At 55.3% G+C, this 19,669-nt stretch carries 19 protein-coding genes; 13 read left to right on the top strand and 6 right to left on the bottom strand.

Annotated features, from left to right (window positions below):
- Positions 1 to 11 precede the first annotated feature (11 nt).
- Genes nuoN through H1D41_RS14770 form a run of 4 tightly spaced genes read left to right on the top strand, consistent with a single transcriptional unit; the run spans position 12 to position 4,652 of the window.
- Positions 12 to 1,451 carry an NADH-quinone oxidoreductase subunit NuoN gene (nuoN, locus tag H1D41_RS14785; RefSeq protein WP_228849640.1) on the top strand — a complete coding sequence of 480 codons (1,440 nt, stop codon included), beginning with the start codon at positions 12 to 14 and terminating at the stop codon, positions 1,449 to 1,451.
- The gene (locus tag H1D41_RS14780) at positions 1,441 to 2,196 is read left to right on the top strand and encodes a biotin--[acetyl-CoA-carboxylase] ligase (protein WP_228849639.1); all 756 of its coding nucleotides are present in this window, start codon (positions 1,441 to 1,443) and stop codon (positions 2,194 to 2,196) included. Before nuoN ends, H1D41_RS14780 begins: the two co-directional genes overlap by 11 nt.
- A gap of 12 nt (positions 2,197 to 2,208) precedes the next feature.
- Positions 2,209 to 2,988 (top strand): type III pantothenate kinase, encoded by a 780-nt coding sequence (locus tag H1D41_RS14775; protein WP_228849638.1) that lies wholly within the window; start codon positions 2,209 to 2,211, stop codon positions 2,986 to 2,988.
- Positions 2,985 to 4,652, top strand: coding sequence for a ribonuclease J (locus H1D41_RS14770; protein ID WP_228849637.1), 1,668 nt, complete (start codon positions 2,985 to 2,987; stop codon positions 4,650 to 4,652). Before H1D41_RS14775 ends, H1D41_RS14770 begins: the two co-directional genes overlap by 4 nt.
- A gap of 107 nt (positions 4,653 to 4,759) precedes the next feature.
- On the opposite strand, the gene H1D41_RS14765 is transcribed toward H1D41_RS14770, so the two are convergent.
- Together H1D41_RS14765 and H1D41_RS14760 are read right to left on the bottom strand one after the other, a co-directional pair.
- Positions 4,760 to 6,223, bottom strand: coding sequence for a DEAD/DEAH box helicase (locus tag H1D41_RS14765; RefSeq protein WP_228849636.1), 1,464 nt, complete (start codon positions 6,221 to 6,223; stop codon positions 4,760 to 4,762).
- Positions 6,224 to 6,447: 224 nt separating this feature from the next.
- On the bottom strand, positions 6,448 to 8,055 hold the full coding sequence (locus H1D41_RS14760) for a peptide chain release factor 3 (RefSeq protein WP_228849635.1): 1,608 nt from the start codon (positions 8,053 to 8,055) through the stop codon (positions 6,448 to 6,450).
- A 339-nt stretch (positions 8,056 to 8,394) separates the two neighbouring features.
- Here H1D41_RS14760 and H1D41_RS14755 point away from each other — a divergent pair, with 339 nt between their 5' ends.
- Entirely contained in the window at positions 8,395 to 8,565 is a 171-nt protein-coding gene (locus tag H1D41_RS14755) for a hypothetical protein (RefSeq protein ID WP_228849634.1), read from the top strand.
- Here H1D41_RS14755 and H1D41_RS14750 read toward each other — a convergent pair.
- The gene (locus H1D41_RS14750; protein WP_228849633.1) at positions 8,559 to 9,584 is read right to left on the bottom strand and encodes a Hint domain-containing protein; all 1,026 of its coding nucleotides are present in this window, start codon (positions 9,582 to 9,584) and stop codon (positions 8,559 to 8,561) included. The genes H1D41_RS14755 and H1D41_RS14750 overlap by 7 nt on opposite strands.
- Positions 9,585 to 9,905: 321 nt before the next feature.
- Between H1D41_RS14750 and H1D41_RS14745 the strand changes: the two genes are divergently transcribed.
- The 8 genes from H1D41_RS14745 to H1D41_RS14710 all read left to right on the top strand — a co-directional run bounded on the left by H1D41_RS14745 (position 9,906) and on the right by H1D41_RS14710 (position 16,817).
- On the top strand, positions 9,906 to 10,685 hold the full coding sequence (locus H1D41_RS14745) for an SDR family oxidoreductase (RefSeq protein WP_228849632.1): 780 nt from the start codon (positions 9,906 to 9,908) through the stop codon (positions 10,683 to 10,685).
- A 9-nt stretch (positions 10,686 to 10,694) separates the two neighbouring features.
- Positions 10,695 to 11,816: a DNA alkylation repair protein gene (locus H1D41_RS14740; protein WP_228849631.1), complete on the top strand. Its 1,122-nt coding sequence runs from the start codon at positions 10,695 to 10,697 to the stop codon at positions 11,814 to 11,816.
- Between the two features lie 93 nt (positions 11,817 to 11,909).
- Positions 11,910 to 12,965: a methyltransferase domain-containing protein gene (locus H1D41_RS14735; RefSeq protein WP_228849630.1), complete on the top strand. Its 1,056-nt coding sequence runs from the start codon at positions 11,910 to 11,912 to the stop codon at positions 12,963 to 12,965.
- A gap of 91 nt (positions 12,966 to 13,056) precedes the next feature.
- Complete coding sequence (locus H1D41_RS14730; RefSeq protein WP_228849629.1) at positions 13,057 to 14,151, top strand: ABC transporter ATP-binding protein; 1,095 nt, start codon at positions 13,057 to 13,059, stop codon at positions 14,149 to 14,151.
- A gap of 190 nt (positions 14,152 to 14,341) precedes the next feature.
- A complete protein-coding gene (locus H1D41_RS14725) occupies positions 14,342 to 14,557 on the top strand; it encodes a twin-arginine translocase TatA/TatE family subunit (protein ID WP_107495252.1) in 216 nt (71 codons plus the stop codon).
- Between the two features lie 15 nt (positions 14,558 to 14,572).
- Positions 14,573 to 15,076, top strand: coding sequence for a Sec-independent protein translocase protein TatB (gene tatB / locus H1D41_RS14720; protein WP_228849628.1), 504 nt, complete (start codon positions 14,573 to 14,575; stop codon positions 15,074 to 15,076).
- Positions 15,077 to 15,078: 2 nt separating this feature from the next.
- Entirely contained in the window at positions 15,079 to 15,975 is an 897-nt protein-coding gene (gene tatC, locus H1D41_RS14715; protein WP_107495254.1) for a twin-arginine translocase subunit TatC, read from the top strand.
- Positions 15,972 to 16,817, top strand: coding sequence for an ATP-binding protein (locus H1D41_RS14710; RefSeq protein ID WP_228849627.1), 846 nt, complete (start codon positions 15,972 to 15,974; stop codon positions 16,815 to 16,817). Before tatC ends, H1D41_RS14710 begins: the two co-directional genes overlap by 4 nt.
- A gap of 75 nt (positions 16,818 to 16,892) precedes the next feature.
- On the opposite strand, the gene H1D41_RS14705 is transcribed toward H1D41_RS14710, so the two are convergent.
- From H1D41_RS14705 to surE, 3 genes are all read right to left on the bottom strand, one after another.
- Complete coding sequence (locus H1D41_RS14705; protein WP_228849626.1) at positions 16,893 to 18,116, bottom strand: peptidoglycan DD-metalloendopeptidase family protein; 1,224 nt, start codon at positions 18,114 to 18,116, stop codon at positions 16,893 to 16,895.
- Between the two features lie 85 nt (positions 18,117 to 18,201).
- Positions 18,202 to 18,867, bottom strand: a complete 666-nt coding sequence (locus H1D41_RS14700; protein WP_228849625.1) for a protein-L-isoaspartate(D-aspartate) O-methyltransferase — start codon at positions 18,865 to 18,867, stop codon at positions 18,202 to 18,204.
- Positions 18,864 to 19,652, bottom strand: coding sequence for a 5'/3'-nucleotidase SurE (gene surE, locus H1D41_RS14695; RefSeq protein WP_228849624.1), 789 nt, complete (start codon positions 19,650 to 19,652; stop codon positions 18,864 to 18,866). The genes H1D41_RS14700 and surE overlap by 4 nt, the downstream gene beginning before the upstream one ends.
- Between the last annotated feature and the right edge of the window lie 17 nt (positions 19,653 to 19,669).

Below are 19,669 nucleotides of genomic sequence, written 5' to 3'. Positions count from 1 at the left end.
GGGGCCTGACTATGATCTCTCAGGATATTTCGACTGTTCTGCCGGAAATCACGCTGGCCATCTATGCGATGGTGGCGCTGCTTGGGGCCGTTTACACGAAGAAGGACGGGCTTGCCGGGCTGATCCTCTGGTCGACGGCGGGGGTGTTTACCCTTGTGGCCCTGTGGATTGCGACCATGGCACCGGGCACACAGACCGCCTTTAACGGCATGTTCAACGACGATGCCTTTGCGCGTTTCGCCAAAGTCATGATCCTTCTATCTGCTGCCGCGGTACTGGTGATGGGGCAGGATTACATGCAGAAGCGTGATCTTCTGCGCTTTGAATATCCGATCCTTGTGACCCTGGCTGTCATTGGCATGATGATGATGGTATCTGCTGGCGATCTGATGGCGCTTTATATGGGGCTGGAGCTACAGTCCCTGGCACTTTATGTCGTCGCATCGCTGCACCGGGATTCTGTGCGTTCTACTGAGGCCGGTCTGAAGTATTTTGTACTGGGTGCACTGTCTTCTGGTCTGCTGCTGTACGGGGCTTCCCTGACTTACGGTTTCGCCGGAACAACTTTGTTCTCTGGCATTCTGTCCACTGTGCATGAAGGCCATGTCAGCCTTGGTCTGCTCTTTGGTCTGGTGTTCATTGTGGCGGGTCTTGCGTTCAAAGTGTCCGCTGCGCCGTTCCACATGTGGACGCCGGATGTATATGAAGGCTCACCCACCCCGGTGACAGCGTTCTTCGCAACCGCACCAAAAGTGGCCGCTATGGGCCTGTTCGCCCGTGTGCTGCATGACGCCTTTGGCGGTGCTACCGCCGACTGGAGCCAGATCATCGCGCTGCTGTCTGTTGTGTCCATGTTCCTGGGCGCGGTTGCTGCGATCGGTCAGACCAACATCAAACGTCTGATGGCGTTTTCTTCCATCGCGCATATGGGCTTTGCCCTGATGGGCCTGGCAGCTGGCACCGTTTATGGCGTGCAGGCGATGCTGGTTTACATTGCAATCTATGTGACCATGAACATCGGAACATTCGCCTTTATCCTGTCGCTGGAAAAGGATGGCAAAGCCGTCACTGACATCGCGGCCCTGAACCAGTATTCAAAAGCGGAACCCATGCGCGCGCTGGCAATGCTCGTGCTGTTGTTCAGCCTTGCGGGCGTGCCGCCAATGCTGGGGTTCTTTGGCAAGTTCTACGTGCTGCAGGCCGCCGTGAACGCAGGTATGTCCTGGCTGGCGGTTGCTGGTGTGATCGCCTCTGTGATCGGGGCGTTCTACTATCTGCGCATCGTGTACTTTATGTACTTTGGTGAAGAATCCGATGGTCTTGATAAGCCTGGATCTTTTGTTCTGAACGCAGGGCTTGTTGCGTCTGCGGTGATCATGCTGGCAGGGATTGTGAACCTGTTCGGGATTGAACCGATTGCTGAAGCGGCGGCGCAAGCTCTTGTCAACTGAGTGGCCTGAAGGGGTAGGGCGTATTGTCCTGCCCTCTGTCGACAGCACCAATGCCGAAGCGATCCGTCAGGCCCCGACACTTGCGGGGCCGACGTGGATTCTGGGGCTAGAGCAAACCAGAGGCCGCGCGCGTCGGGGCCGGGGCTGGGTGGATCCGAAAGGGAATTTCTCGGCCACGCTTGCTTTGCGTCCCGAAGGCGATCCAGGGCAGGTTGCGCTTTACAGCTTTGTTGCCGCGCTTGCGCTTTATGATGCCTGTGTTGCCGCCACAGGCCGCACCGATGCTTTTGCCCTGAAATGGCCAAATGATGTGCTGCTGAATGGCGGCAAGCTTGCGGGCATTCTGCTGGAAAGCGCAGGTGTTGCCGGGCAGGGGGGGCTCATGCACCTAGCCGTTGGTATTGGTGTGAATCTGGTTGAAGTACCTCTGGTTGAGGGGCTTGAACAGCGCGCAGTGCGCCCCGTCAGCCTGTGTGAAGCCGGTGCCAATCTCACGCCGGAAGCCTTCCTTGATCTGCTGGCCCCGGCATTCGCCGCCTGGGAGTACCGTTTCAAGACCTATGGGTTTGCCCCATTGCGCGAAGCTTTTCTCGCCCGCGCAGCCCGTCTGGGGGAGGTCATAACCGCGCGGACCGGCACAACAGAGACCACCGGCACCTTTGAAACCATTGACGAAGCGGGCAATCTGGTTTTGAAGACAAGCGCGGGCCGGCAGGTGATTGCCGCCGCTGACATTTTCTTCTGAGGGGGGCGTAAGATGCTTCTGGCGATTGACTGCGGCAATACAAATACCGTGTTCTCGATCTGGGATGGCGAAAAATTCCTGTGTACCCTGCGCACCTCGACCCATCATTCGCGCACCGCAGATGCTTATTTCACCTGGTTTTCCACGCTGATTAGTCACTATGGCATCACCGCAGACATCACTGATGTTGTGATCAGTTCCACCGTGCCGCGCGTGGTCTGGAACCTGCGGGTCTTTGCTGATCGTTTCTTTGACTGCCGCCCGCTGGTGGTGGGGAAACCCGAATGCATGCTGCCTGTGATGCCGCGCGTAGATGAAGGCACACGCCCGGGCCCGGATCGGCTGGCCAATGCCGCCGCAGCATGGGATCGACATGGGGGCAACATTGTGGTGGTTGATTTTGGAACTGCGACGAATTTTGATGTGGTTGCGGAAGATGGCGCCTATGTAGGGGGCGTGATTGCGCCGGGAATCAACCTGTCGCTTGAAGCCCTGCACCAGGGCGCAGCCGCGCTGCCGCATGTGGATATTTCCCGACCGGAAAAAGTAATAGGCACCGACACGGTGGGCTGTATTCAGTCCGGCGTGTTCTGGGGCTATTCCGGCCTGATCAGCGGGCTGATTGAAAAGATTAAAACGGAATATGGCCAGCCGATGAAAGTGGTCGCCACCGGGGGCCTTGCCCCTTTGTTCGAACAGGCCGAAACCGGCTTTGACACGATTGAAGACGATCTGACCATGCATGGGCTGGTCGTCATTCACAAATATAATAAGGATGCTGGCACTCTATGAGCAGCAAAAACCGTCTGATTTATCTTCCCCTTGGCGGCGCCGGGGAAATTGGTATGAACGCCTATGTGTATGGGTATGGCCCCAAGGGCAAAGAACGCTATATCCTCGTGGATATTGGCGTGACGTTTCCGGATATGGAAAGCTCTCCTGGTGTTGATCTGATCTTCGCAGATATCGCCTGGCTTGAAGAACGCAAAGACCGCCTGGATGCGATCTTTATCACCCATGCCCACGAAGACCACGTTGGGGCTGTTGGCCATCTCTGGGATCGTCTGGAAGCGCCGGTTTATGCGCGCCCTTTCACTGCTTATCACGCCGCACGCAAAATGGGTGAGCAGGGCAAGCCGGAAGAAGAAGTTGTGGTTTGTGAACCGTGGCCCGCGATGGTTGACGCTGGCCCGTTCCGGGTTGGCTTTATGCCACTGGCGCATTCCATTCCGGAAAGCTCTGGTCTGGTGATTGATACGCCGGATGGGCGCATCGTACATACCGGCGATTTCAAACTGGATGAAACCCCGCTGGTTGGGGAAGCATTTGATCCGGTGATGTGGGCTGAGATTGCGAAACCGGGTGTGAAAGCCCTGGTCTGCGATTCTACCAATGTGTTTTCGCAACACCCTGGTAAATCCGAATCGACCGTTGGTCCTGAGATCACCAAACTGGTGAGTGAGGCCAAAGGCATGGTGGTTGCAACCACTTTTGCGTCTAACGTGGCACGGGTGAAAACCCTGGCTGAGGCTGGTGTTGCCGCCGGACGTTCTGTCTGTCTGCTTGGCCGGTCTATGCGCCGTATGGTAGAAGCAGGGCATGCTACAGGTGTGCTGGAAGGTTTCCCACAGACGATTTCGCCGGAAGATGCACGCGAACTGCCTCGTGAAAACCTGATGTTGCTTGTGACCGGATCACAAGGGGAACGTCGCGCGGCATCGGCACAGCTTGCCCGTGGTAAATATCTTGGGCTGAGCATGAAAGAGAACGATCTGTTCTTGTTCTCCTCCAAAACCATTCCGGGCAATGAACGTGGTGTGATCCGCATTATCAACAGTTTCTCAGAGATGGGTGTTGATGTGGTGGATGACCGCGCCGGGATTTACCATGTATCCGGTCACGCGAACCGCCCGGATCTGGAACGCGCCCATGAGATCATGAACCCTGATCTTGTGATCCCGATGCATGGTGAACACCGCCATCTGCGTGAACACGCCAAAGTCGCGATGAGCAATGGCCGTTCCAGCGTTCTTGCTGTGAATGGGACCATGGTGGATATTTCCGCAGGTGGTCAGATCGTGGACTATGTCGAAACCGGACGCACCTATCTGGATGGTCGCGTTCAGATCGGGGCTATGGACGGGGTTGTGCGGGATCGTATCCGCATGGCGCTGAACGGGCATGTTCTGGTGACGCTGATCATTGATGAGAACAACGAACCTCTGGGTGAGCCCTGGGTCGAAATCAAAGGCCTGCCGGAAACCGGAAACTCAAACGCACCACTGCAGGATGTGCTTGAAGCGGATCTGGAACAACTGATTATGCGGGCTGATCGCAAGACCCTGCGGGACGATGACAAAGTGGAAGAAGCACTGCGCCGTGAGACCCGCCGGTCTGCCAATGAAGAAGTTGGGCACAAACCAGAGGTCACTGTGGTGGTCAGCCGTCTGGCATAATCAGTGTGGGGGCCAGCCCCCACACCCCGGGGATCTTTCCGGAGACAAAATAAAAGCGCGCCGCTCAGATATGAGCGGCGCGCTTTTTAATGAGATTGTGAATTTGTTCAGCCAGCCTGACGGCGTTCATCGAAACTCATGGCGATGAAACCAGGCATGTGGTCGCCCATACCAACGACACGGTTTCCGTTGTCTTTTTGATCGCCTGATTTGCCTTTGCCACGACCACCACGGGCACCACCGCCACGCTGTGGCTGCTGTTGTTGTGGTGGTTGTTCAGTCTTTTCAGGCTCCTGGGAATCCGTCACAGGTTCAGCTGCTTGTTCAACCTGTTCTTCACGCGGTTTACGACGGGAACGGGTGCGTTTTGGCTTTTCGGACGGTGTTTCGTCTGACTTCACTTCCGCAACTGGTTTGTCTTTTTTCAGCGGGTTATCCAGGCGTGGAATTTCCTGCTGAACCAGCTTTTCGATATCATCAAAGTTGCGTTCGTCTGACGGCGCACAGATCATATAAGCGGTGCCGGTGCGGCCCGCGCGGCCTGTACGTCCGATGCGGTGCACATAGTCTTCGGCGTTGCCTGGAACATCAAAGTTGAACACATGGCTGACGTTTGGAACGTCAAGGCCACGGGCGGCAACGTCGGATGCACAGAGGAAACGCAGTTTGTCTGAACGGAAGGCATCCAGGGTTTCCATACGTTTGCTTTGGTCCAGATCGCCATGGATCGGGGCCGCGTCATAGCCGTATTTGTTCAGAGATTTTGCAACGATATCAACGTCGGACTTGCGGTTGCAGAAGATGATTGCGTTGGTGCATTTGTCACCTTCGCTATCAATCAGCTTGCGCAGTAGTGTCCGTTTTTCGCTGCTGGCACGGTCTTTGCGAGTCGGTTTGAACATCACCACGCCCTGGGTGATCTTGTCATTGGTGGTCGCCGCGCGGGCAACTTCAATGCGTTCAGGGGCCGACAGGAATGTGTTTGTGATGCGCTCGATCTCGGGGGCCATCGTGGCTGAGAAGAACAGTGTCTGGCGGGTAAACGGCGTCAGGCCAAAGATACGTTCGATATCCGGGATAAAGCCCATATCAAGCATACGGTCGGCTTCATCCACCACCATGATCTGCACACCAGTCAGCAGCAGTTTACCGCGTTCAAAATGGTCCAGAAGGCGACCAGGTGTTGCGATCAGAACGTCAACACCGCGATCAATCAGGGCATCCTGTTCTTTGAAGGATACACCACCGATCAGCAGAGCTTTGGTCAGTTTAACGTGTTTTGCATAGGTGTCGAAGTTCTCAGCAACCTGCGCCGCCAGTTCCCGTGTCGGGCAAAGCACCAGCGAGCGTGGCATACGTGCCCGTGCACGGCCCCGGGCCAGCATCGAAATCATTGGCAGGGTGAAAGAGGCTGTCTTGCCGGTGCCGGTCTGGGCGATTCCCAGAACATCGCGGCCCTCAAGGGCAGGGGGGATGGCACCCGCCTGAATAGGAGTCGGGCTTTCATAACCCGCTTCGTCGACAGCTTTCAGGACCTTGGGTCCAAGTTTCAGATCACTAAATTTTGTCATTATTTTCCATGACTTGCAGGGCGTATTCCCTGGCCCGCCTGTTGCGGGCATTTTCGGAGCGTGCGACCCGCGTGGCCGCCGGTTCTATAGGGTGCTCCAGACTCGCTATGGGGTAACGGTTTTTGGAATAAAGGTCAATGAAAGGAACAAGGGTCGGTTACAACAGAACAAACTGTGGCATTTCTAAGAAATAAATAACGCGGGAAAGGTCCCGCGTTATCGTGTTATGTCATCATTTCTTTGGTCGCCGACAGGGTTATATCGGGGTAATCCCGTACGACCCGGTCAATGTCCCATTGCATCCGCGTCAGGAAAACCACGTCACCGTCATTGTCGTGGGAAATATGCTGTTTGTTGGCATCCGCGAATTTTTCAACCGCGTCTTTTTCCCCATGAACCCAACGTGCAGAGGTGAATTGGCTTTGCTCAAAACGCACAGGCAGACCGTATTCCATCTCAATGCGGGAGCCGAGAACTTCAAACTGTAGCTGACCAACAACACCGACAATAAAGCCGGAACCGATGGAAGGCTTGAATACTTTCGCAGCACCTTCTTCAGCAAATTGCATCAGGGCTTTTTCAAGGTGTTTGGATTTCAGCGGATCACCAGCACGCACGCCTTGCAGCAATTCCGGCGCAAAGCTTGGGATGCCTGTCGCACGCAGCATTTCGCCTTCAGTCAGCGTGTCACCAATGCGCAGCTGGCCATGGTTGGGGATACCGATGATATCACCTGCCCAGGCTTCTTCCGCCAATTCCCGGTCTGATGCCAGAAACAACACAGGGTTTGAAATCGCCATCGGCTTTTTTGTGCGCACATGTGTCAGTTTCATGCCACGTTTAAAGTGCCCCGATGCCATACGCACAAAAGCCACGCGGTCACGGTGTTTCGGGTCCATGTTTGCCTGAACCTTGAACACAAAGCCTGCGACTTTCTTTTCTTCGGGGGCAATAGCGCGGGGTTCAGCGTTCTGAGGCTGGGGTTGCGGGCCGTATTGCGCGATACCGGCCATCAGTTCCTGCACGCCAAAGCTGTTGATTGCAGACCCGAACCAGATCGGGGTCAGGGTGCCATCAAGCAGTGCCTGGTGATCTAGTGGCGGCAGAAGCTCCTTCGCCATTTCGATCTCTTCCAGGAATTTTTCCAGCAGATCAGCAGGTACAAGTTCTGCAAGCTTTGGATCATCCAGGCCGTTGATTTCTACGCTTTCCGCAACTTTGTTGCGATCCGCACGGTCCATCAGTTCAAGACGGTCACGCAGGATGTCGTAGCAGCCGATAAAATCGCGACCAACACCAATAGGCCAGGAGGCGGGCGTTACATCAATCGCCAGGTTTTCCTGAATTTCGTCAATGATTTCGAATGTGTCGCGGCTTTCGCGGTCCATCTTGTTACAGAAGGTCAGAATTGGCAGGTCACGCAGACGGCAGACTTCAAACAGTTTCTGTGTCTGGCTTTCCACGCCTTTTGCACCGTCAATCACCATGACAGCAGCGTCCACGGCTGTCAGCGTGCGATAGGTGTCTTCCGAGAAGTCAGAGTGACCTGGTGTGTCGACAAGGTTAAAACGATGCCCGTCAAAATCAAAGCTCATGGCGGAGGCGGAAACCGAAATGCCGCGATCTTTTTCCATCTGCATAAAGTCAGATCGCGTGCGGCGGGCTTCGCCTTTTGCGCGTACCTGGCCCGCCATCTGAATCGCGCCACCATAAAGCAGGAACTTTTCAGTCAGCGTGGTTTTACCGGCGTCCGGATGCGAGATGATCGCAAAGGTACGGCGGCGCGCAATTTCGGGCGGCAGGACGGGTTGATTTGATGCGGTATCAGACATGATCAGAGCTATAGGCGGGCTAAGAATGCAGCGCAAGAACCGCGGCGGGTTATCGGGAAAGAAAAATATGCTCTTCGCCGGTCGGGCAGCAACGGGAATCACCGGCTTTATAGCTGAACATATTCAGGGTGATGCTTTCAGGGGAAACACGGACAGACCGAATGCCCTGATGGGGAAGTGATAGTTCTTCCGTGGTTTGCGTATTGCCAATAACCCTGGTGCGGAAATGGCGCAGGTGTACGGCATTTCCACCTTGCCAGCAGGCAAGTTGAACCAGGTATTTATCGTTGGGGCCGTTGGCTGAGAGAACCCAGCTGCGCATCCGGTCAACGGTGCAGAATGAATGGAATTGATCTGAAAAGCGATCCGGTAGCGCAACTTCAGGGGCAGTTTCCTGTGCAGACAAAGCCGTTGCAAGAAGGCATGCCAGAGATAAAGCAGACGAATGCCAGAACATCAGGAACAGGGTGGGGCGACTCCGTTTTCCTGATAACCGCATCAGATCATTGAGGGGACGAAGCGCGCTTTAGCCTGGTCGCAATATCGGCTTCTCGTGCCAGTTCAGCAATGCCCTCTTCGTAAGAGGCCGCTTTGCTTGCATATCGGCTGTTCACATCGTCGGAAAAGTTTTGGCTTAGCGCTTCAGGAAGTGCAGGTTTGGTATGCGGTGACAGCAACATGCTTTCGGTTGCAATTCCCTCAGCGTAAATAATCTGGTGATCATCGAACAGCAGTTGGAAATAGTCAATAAAACCGCCTTCAGAACGACAAATCCGGTCGCCATCTACAAGGTGACGGGCCTGCACAAGAACTTCAGAACGGCCAATGTTCAACTCATCAACGCGCTGCCAGAAAAACAGACGGTGCCCGGGGCTGACCAGCAGATCACGTGAGTTGTTCAGTGTATTTTTCCGGATCAGAATCGGGGCGAATTCGCCGACAGCGCGGCGGGTGATTTCCCCGACCCAGCGGACCTCCTGAGGGCCATTGTCACGTGTCAGCACTCTGTCGCCCGGACGTAGTGTTTCAATCAGCTGCTGGGTGCCGTCAGCCATGGTGATTTGTGTGCTACGGGTGAAGGATACGCATGAAACCAGGGCAAAGAACTTGCGCGCTGATTCTTGACTGATTCCAACAAGGCGATAGGGTTGCCCTGGTAAAATATCGGCAATTGGCAAAAGATAACTGGCTTCGATGAAGTTCGTGTCTTGTGCGACTTCAATCATCACAAGTGAGTCGACGGTTTTGCCATCCTGGGCCATCAGGGTAATGACAGAATCAAGAAAGACGGCGTTCCCGGGGGTGCCAAGCGAAGACGTTTCGGCTATCCGATATTCCGGGGCGGGCAGTCCACTGTTTGTTGATGTTTCAGAAACTGGAATAATATCAAGAGCTTCCATGCGCCCGGTGCGACTGATCTGATAGTAGTCGTCAAGAAGGAGTTCTGAAGCCTCGTGCAACTGATCCCCAAGGTTTACACCGTCGGTTACTCTGAAATCATCACCACGGATCACGGGAATTGTCTGCATTCCCGAAAGAGCCATTTTTTGTTCTATGTTACCAATCGAGTTCACTGTTACCTACAATCACTGACGTTACATTTAAACTTACGTGTCGATAAAAACACTATTACCTAACGGGAAAAAGCTCCCAGTGACAACACGCCTATTTGGGTAGTCTGCGGCGAAACTTATCTGAGAAAATATAGATGAGAAAAGGGCGAAATTTAGTTCGGGGGGTGACATAACTAAGCTCACTACCTTTATTACCATCTAAGAGAGTGCCGGATCGCAACTTGATCTGGTGACCTTATGGGAAACTATCTCACTTACAGAGGGGAACAAAGCAAAATGGACCTGGGAATTAAAGGAAAGAGAGCGCTTATCTGTGCGTCCTCAAAGGGATTGGGCCGCGGTTGTGCAGAAGCACTGGCGGCTGAAGGGGTGAATGTTGTTCTGAACGCCCGCTCTGAAGGACCGCTGTCAGAAACGGCCGAGGCCATTCGCCAGGCCTATGGCGTGACGGTTGAAACCGTTGCAGGGGACATAAGCACCGAGGAAGGGCGCGCAGAGGTTCTGCGGGTGGCTGGTGCCGTGGATATCCTTGTAAATAACGCGGGTGGACCACCTCCTGGTGTCTGGAGTGATTGGGATCGTGAAGATTTTATCAAGGCTTTGGATGCAAATATGCTGGCACCCATTGCCATGATCAAAGCTCTGGTACCCGGCATGATCGATCGCGGCTGGGGTCGGGTTGTGAACATCACGTCTCAATCGGTGAAGGCACCGATTCCGGCACTTGGTCTGTCCAACTCTGCCCGTACGGGTCTGACCGGATATGTTGCAGGAACGTCACGCCAGGTTGCCCCCGAAGGGGTGGTCATGAACAACCTTCTGCCCGGAATACATGCAACAGACCGTGCAGTTTCTCTGGATGGTGGTGTTGCAGCGGCGCAGGGAATCACTTCTGAGGAAGCAAAAGCACAACGCGAGGCAACGATTCCCGCCCGCCGTTACGGCACAGCGGCAGAATTTGGTGCCACCTGCGCTTTCCTCTGTTCGCAACACGCAGGCTTTATCATCGGGCAGAATATTCTGCTGGATGGCGGCGGCGTGAACACAACGATGTAAGGAATAGAAATGGCGGAGAAATACAGTCTGAAAGATGACCTCTTTAACGCGGGAACGGTTGGTTATCTGGCCGGGCTTTTTCAGGCAGCTGATCCGTCATTTCAGGCGCAGGCATTTGCGGATCAGGTGCTTGCGCCCTTTCCTGAACTGGAACTGAAACAGCGCATTGATCATATAGCTTCGGTGCTGACGGATCATCTGCCAGCCGAATTCCCCGAAGCCGCACGATATATTCATGCGGCCTTGCCGGAGCCACTTGATCCCACGCGGACAGATGATGACTTCGGGCGGTTTATCTTTGCACCTTTGGGCGAATATGCGGTGAACCATGGGTTGGAACATCATCTGGATCTGTCGCTGGACCTGCTGGAAGCTGTGACACAACGCTTTTCCATGGAATTCGCGATCCGGCCTTTTCTGAACCGCTGGCCCGATGCCGTTTTGTTGCGGATGCAGGACTGGGCAAGGCATGACCACTACCACGTGCGCCGCCTGGTTTCAGAAGGCACACGGCCAAAACTGCCCTGGGGAATGAAGGTCGGCGTCACATCGGAACGGACATTGCCTGTCCTTGATCTGCTACATGTGGACCCAACCCGTTTCGTGACAAGATCCGTTGCAAACCACCTGAATGATATATCAAAAACAGATCCGGATCTTGTGGTGTCCACTTTGGCGCGTTGGCAGGCGGAGGGGCGACAGGACGCAAAAGAGTTGGACTGGATGACACGTCATGCCCTGCGCGGGCTGGTGAAAAAGGGCCATGCGGGGGCACTGGCACTGCTGGGGTATCGCAGCAATCCGGGTATTACTGTCACTTCATTGCAGGCAGACCGCGACAGCCTGGAGGTCGGGGAAAGTTTCACCTTTGAGGCTGTGCTTGAGGCCGGGCAGGACGAAGCCCTGATGGTGGATTACGTCATTGATTTTGTGAAAGCCAATGGCGGCACGGCCCCGAAAGTGTTCAAGCTGAAACAGGCGCAGATGAAAGCGGGCAGCTGCCTGACCCTGAGCAAAAAACACCTGTTTAAGAAGGGGGCGACGACGTTTACCCATTACCCCGGGCAGCATCGCCTGTCGCTTCAGCTCAATGGCAAAATTCTGGCTGGATTTTACTTCACTCTTCTGTGATATGTTCTGCGTGCCCTGACGATCACGTGATTTGCCGGGGCATGCGCAAGCCGTTAGGTCTGCGGGTGAATTTACGTAACAGAGGCCCGACCCATGCAGCATGAAACCGTTCAGGAATATTACGGCGAAACCCTTCAGGGGTCGTCCGATCTTCAGACCAATGCCTGCTGCACGCCCGATGCGATACCGGATTACCTGAAGAAAATCCTGGGCAAGATCCATGACGAAGTGCTGTCGCGCTACTACGGTTGCGGCCTTGTTGCCCCTGAGGCGCTTGAGGGGCTGAAAGTGCTGGATCTGGGGTCTGGTTCCGGGCGCGATGTCTATGCGCTGTCGGCTCTTGTGGGCGAAGACGGTTTTGTCACCGGTGTTGATATGACCGATGCGCAGCTTGATGTCGCGCGGGCGCATATGGATTACCATGCCGAGGCTTTTGGCTACGCGAAGCCCAACACGGCTTTTGTCAAAGGCACAATTGAAGATCTGGGTGCGCTTGGATTTGAAGACAACAGCTTTGATCTGATCGTCTCAAACTGCGTGATCAACCTGGCGCTGGATAAAGAGGCCGTGCTGTCAGAAGCCTACCGTATTCTTAAACCGGGCGGGGAAATGTACTTCTCGGATGTTTACGCAGATCGCCGCGTGCCTGGATCCCTGCGCGAAGATCCGGTGCTGTATGGTGAATGCCTGTCCGGTGCGCTGTATCGCAATGATTTCATTGCCCTGTCTAAGAAAGTTGGTTTTGGCGATCCGCGTATGGTGGATACCCGTGTGTTGACGGTTGAAAACCCACAGATTGAAGCAAAGCTTGGCAATATTGGTTTTACCTCAGAAACCTGGCGCTTGTTTAAGCTGAACAATCTGGATGCGAACCCGGAAGATTACGGCCAGGCTGTGATCTACAACGGTGGTCTGGAACATATGGCGCAGGTCTTTGTTCTGGACGAAGACAAACAGTTTGAGGCCGGAAAATGCGTGCCGGTTTGCGGAAACACCGCACGGACCCTGGGTCAAAGCCGTTTTGCGCAATATTTCGATTTCATCGGTACGTTCTGCCGTCACTATGGCGCATTCGAACCGGGCGCAAAAACAGATGCACCCCGCACACAGGCCGCCACTGAACCTGCTGCCGGCGGAAGCTGCTGCTGATTGGTCGCAGGCGGGCATAGCCCCCTTGCCGCAGGGCGGGGGCTCTGCTACCTCGTGAAAACTGACGATTTCACTCAGCAAAGGCCTGGCTGTGACCCAGACAACTGCACAACAAAACCTGCCACCACGGCTTGAACTGAAGAACCTGACCCAGACCTATGGCGACAAAAAGGTTGTCGATGGGGTTTCGTTCAAAGTGATGCCGGGGCAGGTGACCTGCCTGCTTGGTCCGTCAGGTTGCGGTAAATCTTCGACCCTGCGCGCGATTGCGGGTGTGGAAATGCAGCAAAGCGGTGAAATCTGGCTGGATGGCGAGTTGATCTGCGATACATTGCACCGTGTTCCGCCAGAAGGCCGTTCTATCGGATTGATGTTTCAGGATTTTGCGCTGTTTCCGCATTTGTCCGTTGCGCAGAATATTGGCTTTGGTCTGAAGGGCGATAAGATCGCGAAACGCGCCCGGGTGATGGAGCTGTTGAAACGCGTCAGCCTGACCCATTACGCTGATCGCTATCCGCACGAACTGTCCGGCGGAGAACAACAACGTGTGGCCCTGGCCCGTGCGCTTGCGCCGCGTCCTGTCATGATGCTGATGGATGAACCGTTTTCCGGCCTTGATGACCGTCTGCGTGATTCTGTGCGCGATGAAACCCTGGCGATGCTGAAGGAAGAGGGCACGGCGGTTCTGCTTGTGACCCATGAACCCGAGGAAGCCATGCGCATGGCTGATGAGATCCTGCTGATGCGCGGGGGGAAGATCGTGCAGCGTGGTGCGCCTTATAATATCTACAACGCCCCACATGATCTTGAAGCCGCATTGTTTTTCTCGGATCTCAATGTGATTGAGGCCGAGGTCAACGGGGCCCTTGCTGAAACCCCATTTGGTCAGTTTCTGGCCCCGGGGCACGCCAATGGGACAAAAGTAAAGATCGCTTTCCGCCCACAGCATATCCGCATCGATTTTGACCGTGGCGGACGCGGGCCTGAGCCAACACAATCCGATGGGGTGGCCGCCCGTGCCACCGTGCGTCGTGCGCGTTTTCTCGGGCGGGAAAGCATTGTTGAATTTGATCTCGACTGTGGCGTGCAGCTTTCGGCCACTGTGCCCTCTGTCTTTCTGCCGGAAACGGGGCGTGTAATGTGGATTACTGTGCCTCGTGCGCGCTGCTACGTCTTTGCTGGCTGAAAGCCACGAGAGGGTTCATCAGGCCGGATAAGTGCCTGATGAAAAGGCGACGCCGCGAAAAATCAGCACATATCAGCACATGTACGCCGCTTTGCACTATGAATCCCCGCAGGCATTCCCTAAATATAAATGGAACAAGAAGCCCGGAGCGGGTCAGTGCCCGCGAATATCCGGTAAGGGAGACTAAGAAATGCTGAATAATATTGGCCTTCCCGGCCTGCTGCTCATCGCTGTTGTTGTGTTGGTTCTCTTTGGTCGTGGCAAGATCTCGTCCCTGATGGGCGAAGTCGGTAAAGGAATCACCGCGTTTAAACGTGGCGTGGACGACGGCAAAAAAGAACTGGAAGAACAGTCTGCAGACACCGCTGTCGATGTGACACCGGAAACTGAAAACGACAAAGCCTGATCTGCGGTCTGACATATGTTTGACCTTGGATGGACCGAACTTCTTCTGATCGGGATCGTCGCGCTTATTGTCGTTGGCCCCAAAGATCTGCCTGGCATGTTCCGCCAGCTTGGCCGGTTCACCGGTAAGATGCGCGGCATGGCCCGTGAGTTTCAGCGCGCGATGGAAGACGCAGCCGATGAATCTGGTGTCAAAGACATCAAAAACATGGGCGCGGACGTCAATAAAACCCTGAAGGCGGCCACCAACCCCGTCGGGGCGTCGTTGGATGCGGTGAAAGATGCGACCAAGGGCTGGTCTTCGTCCCTGACGGAAGGCACGGCCGGTCCCGAAACCCAGAAGCTTGCGAAAGAGCGTGCTGAGGCTGCGGAGAAAATCCGCGCCAAGGCTGCCGAGAAAGCGACTGAGCGCAAAGCAGCAGAAGCTGCGGCTGCGGAAGCTGAAACACAGGCACCGGAACCGGCCCCCGCGCCGGAGGCAACACCCGCACCGGATGCCCCGAGCAATAAAGACGCATAAGAATGACAGATCAGGCCACAGGCGCCCCGGATGAGGTTGAATCAAGCTCAGCCCCGTTGATTGAACATCTGACCGAGCTGCGCACGCGGCTGATCCATTCGGTCGTGGCCTTTATCATTGGCATGGTGATCTGTTTCACCATCTGGAACCCGATCTTTAACTTTCTGACCCATCCCCTGTGTTCCGCTATGGCAGAACGCGGGCAGGATGATTGCGGGCTGATCCTGATCAAGCTTCAGGAAGGTTTCTTTGTCGCGATCTCCATCTCGCTTCTGGGCGGGCTGGTGCTGTCTTTCCCCTATATCGCTTTCCAGATGTGGCGCTTTGTGGCGCCGGGTCTTTACAAAAACGAACAGGGCGCGTTCCTGCCGTTCCTGATTGCGTCGCCGTTCATGTTTTTCCTGGGCGCAAGCTTTGCCTTCTATGTCGTCACACCACTGGCCTTTGATTTCTTCCTGGGGTTCCAGCAGGCGGGCACTGTCTTAAGTGACGAAGTCGATAATGCCACCGCCGGGATCGCCTTTCAGGGGTCCGCGCAGGAATATCTGAGCCTGACGATCAAATTCATTGTGGCTTTTGGCCTGTGCTTCCAGCTGCCGGTTCTGCTGACCCTTCTGGGGAAGGCGGGGCTGGTCTCTGCACAAGGGCTTGGCAGCGTGCGCAAATACGCGGTTGTTGCAATCCTTGTGCTTGCGGCGCTGGTTACCCCCCCGGATGTGATTACTCAGGTGATCCTGTTTGTCGTGGTTTATGGCCTTTACGAAATTTCGATCTTCCTTGTGGGCCGGATCGAGAAAAAGCGTGAAGCCAAGCTGCGTGCGGAAGGTCTGTGGGTCGAGGACGAGGATGAGTTCGACGAAGAACTGAACCAGCATCCCGAAGAGATGGACGACAAATGAGCCGTAAGACTGACGCGCTGGTGCGCATTGCTGAGGCGCTGGAGCGGATGAACCCGCCCGGTGCCGCAGCACCCGATTTTGATGCCGCGCATGCTTTTATGTGGCAGGCCGATCCTGATGCACTGGTGCCGGTGATGAAAGTATCCCGTGTGGCGCTTGATATGCTGGTGGGCATCAACCGTTCCCGTGACACATTGCTGGAAAACACCCTGCAGTTTGCCCGTGGCTTTGCCGCCAATAACGCCCTTCTCTGGGGCGCACGGGGCATGGGAAAATCATCGTTGGTGAAAGCGATACATGCCGAGATCCTGAAGCAGGGTCATACTCTGAAGATCATCGAGTTACAGCGTGAAGATCTGCCCTCTGTCGGCCGTCTTCTGACACTTCTGCGCGGGGTGCCACATCGCTTTGTGCTGTTCTGTGATGACCTGTCTTTCTCACATGATGACGAGCATTACAAATCTCTGAAAGCAATTCTGGATGGTGGCATTGAAGGCCGGCCTGACAATGTCGTGCTGTACGCCACATCAAACCGCCGTCACCTGATGCCGCGCGATATGATTGAAAATGAACGCCAAAGCGCGATTAACCCATCTGAAGCAGTGGAAGAGAAAGTGTCTCTGTCTGATCGCTTTGGTCTCTGGCTGGGTTTCCATCCCTGTGATCAGGATGCCTATCTGCAGATGATCCGGGGCTATTGTGATGCTTACGGTGTTGAGATTTCTGATGAGGACCTCAGGGCGGAAGCGATTGAATGGCAGGCCACACGGGGCAGCCGGTCGGGACGTGTCGCCTGGCAGTTCTTCTGCGATCTGGCAGGACGCCGGGGCGTCGCATTGTAAAGTCAGACCGATCTACAAAAAGAAAACGCCGCGCGGGATCTGCGCGGCGTTTTCTTTTGTCACTGTTGAACCAGATCAGTTCAGGAAATCCACCGGATCGACGGGATCAAAGCCACGACGGACCTCAAACCGGATGAAGGATGGATTACCGTCGCGCACAGTTGCGATTTGCTGACCACGTGTCACCCGATCACCCTTTGAAACAGAAATATCGCTGACATTGGCGTAGATCGTCAGCAGATTACCAGAGTGTCGCAAAACCAGAACCGGCACGTCATCTGTATCTTCGGTGATCGCGGCCACCGTGCCGGCATCTGCGGCAACAACGGTTTTACCGGCATCTGCCGAAATATCGATGCCGCCACCCCGGCCTTCGTCAAACGGGCGGATGATATTACCGTCAACCGGCATGATAAGGCGTCCGCCACTGTCGCTGCGGGTTTCTCCCAGATCCGGCGCTTCAGGGGTTTCTTCAACTTCTTCAGCAGGTGTCGTGTCATTTTGCGGAAGGGGGCTGCTGGCACTTGGCGGCACAGGTGTTGTGCTGCCGGTTCCAGGTGCAGAGACCGCCGCGGCGGGTGTCGGTTCCGGTGTGGTGTTTTGCGCCTGACGGGCTTGGGTGGCTGTTGGGATCAGCAGATACTGCCCTTCGCGCACGTTCAGGTCAGAGCCAAGGCCATTCCACTGCGCCAGTGAACGTACAGACACATTGTAAAGCCGGGCAACGCTATATGCAGTTTCCCCGCGTCCCACTTTGTGGCGCACAGGTTCATTACCAGTGGGGCTTTCTGACTGCGCATTGATCGTACCTTCTGCAGTACCAGAGTTCACATTGGGTGCGCGGTCAATTGCCCCTGAGGCCAGGGTTTCCACATCGATGACACGTGGTGTCTGAGTGCGACCTGAGGTTACTGCGCCGGTGGCTTCAGACGGTTCGGAAACACGGCCGGGCAGGGCGATAATTTCACCATTGCGCAAAGAGGTATCTGTAGCGACTCCATTGTAATTCGCCAGGGTCTGCGGATCGACACCCAGGCGATTTGCCAGGCTGGTTATATCGTCACCGCGGCGGGCAACCGCCACTTGATAGTTCGGGTAGGAAATCACGCCGCGGTTATCCGGGCGCGGGCGTGGGGAAGAGGCCTGACGGACCGCACCAGACGTATCGATGCCATTGCCGAAATTGTTGCGCAAATCCAGATCTGCGTTATCAAAACATCCGGCAGTCAGCGCAACAATTGCCGCTGCGGACAAAAGGCGGGTTTTACGGGTGACGTCGTGAATAAACGGTCGGGTCATATCTCTGCTCTTTCTCAAACCGGTTCTGCGGGGGCGTGACCTTCTTTACGTGGTCTTTCTGCACCTGCGCCGGGGGTGATTTGCTTTAATCATACTCATCTTTGGCCAGTCCTTCCAGCAAAGGAACAAAACGCACCGGGCGAAGCTCGTCATAATCAAAGCCCATCTCGGTGCGGGTGACCTTAATCAGGCTCTGAACCGCGTCAGATTGACCAACCGGAACGATCATGATGCCACCAATGCGCAGTTGTGCCAGCAGCGGGCCGGGCGGATCCTCTGCTGCGGCGGTGACAATGATGCGGTCAAAAGGGGCCTGGTCAGGCAGACCGAAGCTGCCGTCGCCAGTGATTGCAGTGATATTGCTGAGATCCAGTGCATCAAAGATTTCCCGCGCGGTCCGGATCAGCTGACGATGGCGTTCTACGGTATAGATCCGTCGCCCGAGCTGGCTGAGAATAGCGGCCTGATAACCAGAGCCTGTGCCAACCTCCAGCACCTTATCGCGGGGCTGCACATCCAGTGCCTGGGTCATCAGGGCCACCACCGAAGGCTGGCTGATGGTTTGTCCGCATGGGATTGGCAGGGGCGTGTCTTCATAGGCGCGATCTGCGAAAAAGCCCTGAATAAAAGGCCCTCGGTCAATCTTTTCCATGGCTGTCAGTACGCGATTATCGGTCACGCCTTTTGAACGCAGTTGAAACAGGAACTGCATTTTACGTTCGGCAATATCCTGATCCATGGATTGGGTCATTGGCCGAAGCTTTCCTTCAGCGCTGCAAGGGTCGCGTGATCTGTCAGATCCGCGCGCATGGGCGTAACAGAGGTATACCCTGCAAGGTTGTCAGCGGCATCCGTGCCCGGAAGTGTTGGCGTGGTTTGCGGCCCGCCTTTGATCCAGAGGAAACGACGCCCGGACGGGGCCATATGGGGTTCGACGCCAAAGTCGGTATCTCGGCGGAACCCTTGTGCAGAGAGGCGGACACCTTTGTGATCTTTCGCGCTGACGGGTGGGAAGTTCACATTCCAGAACAGGCGGTAATCCGCCGTTTCACTGGTTTGTGGGGCGGCGAGGATCTGTCTTATGACGTCCAGACCATGGGTTGCCGCGCATTCAAACGGGTCATCCAGATCCCGGTTTTCTACGCCGAAATATTGGGACATGGCAATGGCGGGAATACCCTGAAGTGCCGCTTCCATCGCGGCGCCGATTGTTCCGGAATAAAGTGTATTTTCTGCAGAGTTGTTGCCACGATTTACGCCCGAAAGCACAAGATCAGGCCGTTCAGGCATAACATCATGCAGAGCAGTCAGAACGCAATCCGCAGGGCTTCCCTCTGCGGCGAAGCTGCGCTCTCCGTGTTGGGCGACCATGAAGGGATGGGTGTAGCTTATGCAGTGACCGACGCCGGACTGTTCAAAGGCCGGTGCAACGGTCCAGACTTCACCATCCGGCCCCGCCAGATCGGTTGCGATTTTATGCAGGGTTTTCAGGCCTGGGGCATGAATGCCGTCGTCATTGGTGATCAGAATACGCATGTCAGCCCCGCTTGCAG

Origin of the sequence: Halocynthiibacter styelae (genome assembly GCF_016123485.1) — a bacterium.
Taxonomy (GTDB): Bacteria; Pseudomonadota; Alphaproteobacteria; order Rhodobacterales; family Rhodobacteraceae; genus Halocynthiibacter; species Halocynthiibacter styelae.
This window is presented reverse-complemented; position numbering and strand designations above follow the sequence as displayed.

What these genes read in the sequence shown, in the direction of transcription:
- nuoN (WP_228849640.1), top strand. Translation starts at nt 12, where the DNA reads ATGATCTCTCAGGATATTTCGACTGTTCTGCCGGAAATCACGCTGGCC.
- H1D41_RS14775 (WP_228849638.1), top strand. Translation starts at nt 2,209, where the DNA reads ATGCTTCTGGCGATTGACTGCGGCAATACAAATACCGTGTTCTCGATC.
- H1D41_RS14770 (WP_228849637.1), top strand. Translation starts at nt 2,985, where the DNA reads ATGAGCAGCAAAAACCGTCTGATTTATCTTCCCCTTGGCGGCGCCGGG.
- H1D41_RS14765 (WP_228849636.1), bottom strand. Translation starts at nt 6,223, where the DNA reads ATGACAAAATTTAGTGATCTGAAACTTGGACCCAAGGTCCTGAAAGCT.
- H1D41_RS14760 (WP_228849635.1), bottom strand. Translation starts at nt 8,055, where the DNA reads ATGTCTGATACCGCATCAAATCAACCCGTCCTGCCGCCCGAAATTGCG.
- H1D41_RS14755 (WP_228849634.1), top strand. Translation starts at nt 8,395, where the DNA reads ATGAATGGAATTGATCTGAAAAGCGATCCGGTAGCGCAACTTCAGGGG.
- H1D41_RS14750 (WP_228849633.1), bottom strand. Translation starts at nt 9,584, where the DNA reads ATGCAGACAATTCCCGTGATCCGTGGTGATGATTTCAGAGTAACCGAC.
- H1D41_RS14745 (WP_228849632.1), top strand. Translation starts at nt 9,906, where the DNA reads ATGGACCTGGGAATTAAAGGAAAGAGAGCGCTTATCTGTGCGTCCTCA.
- H1D41_RS14740 (WP_228849631.1), top strand. Translation starts at nt 10,695, where the DNA reads ATGGCGGAGAAATACAGTCTGAAAGATGACCTCTTTAACGCGGGAACG.
- H1D41_RS14735 (WP_228849630.1), top strand. Translation starts at nt 11,910, where the DNA reads ATGCAGCATGAAACCGTTCAGGAATATTACGGCGAAACCCTTCAGGGG.
- H1D41_RS14725 (WP_107495252.1), top strand. Translation starts at nt 14,342, where the DNA reads ATGCTGAATAATATTGGCCTTCCCGGCCTGCTGCTCATCGCTGTTGTT.
- tatB (WP_228849628.1), top strand. Translation starts at nt 14,573, where the DNA reads ATGTTTGACCTTGGATGGACCGAACTTCTTCTGATCGGGATCGTCGCG.
- tatC (WP_107495254.1), top strand. Translation starts at nt 15,079, where the DNA reads ATGACAGATCAGGCCACAGGCGCCCCGGATGAGGTTGAATCAAGCTCA.
- H1D41_RS14710 (WP_228849627.1), top strand. Translation starts at nt 15,972, where the DNA reads ATGAGCCGTAAGACTGACGCGCTGGTGCGCATTGCTGAGGCGCTGGAG.
- H1D41_RS14705 (WP_228849626.1), bottom strand. Translation starts at nt 18,116, where the DNA reads ATGACCCGACCGTTTATTCACGACGTCACCCGTAAAACCCGCCTTTTG.
- H1D41_RS14700 (WP_228849625.1), bottom strand. Translation starts at nt 18,867, where the DNA reads ATGACCCAATCCATGGATCAGGATATTGCCGAACGTAAAATGCAGTTC.
- surE (WP_228849624.1), bottom strand. Translation starts at nt 19,652, where the DNA reads ATGCGTATTCTGATCACCAATGACGACGGCATTCATGCCCCAGGCCTG.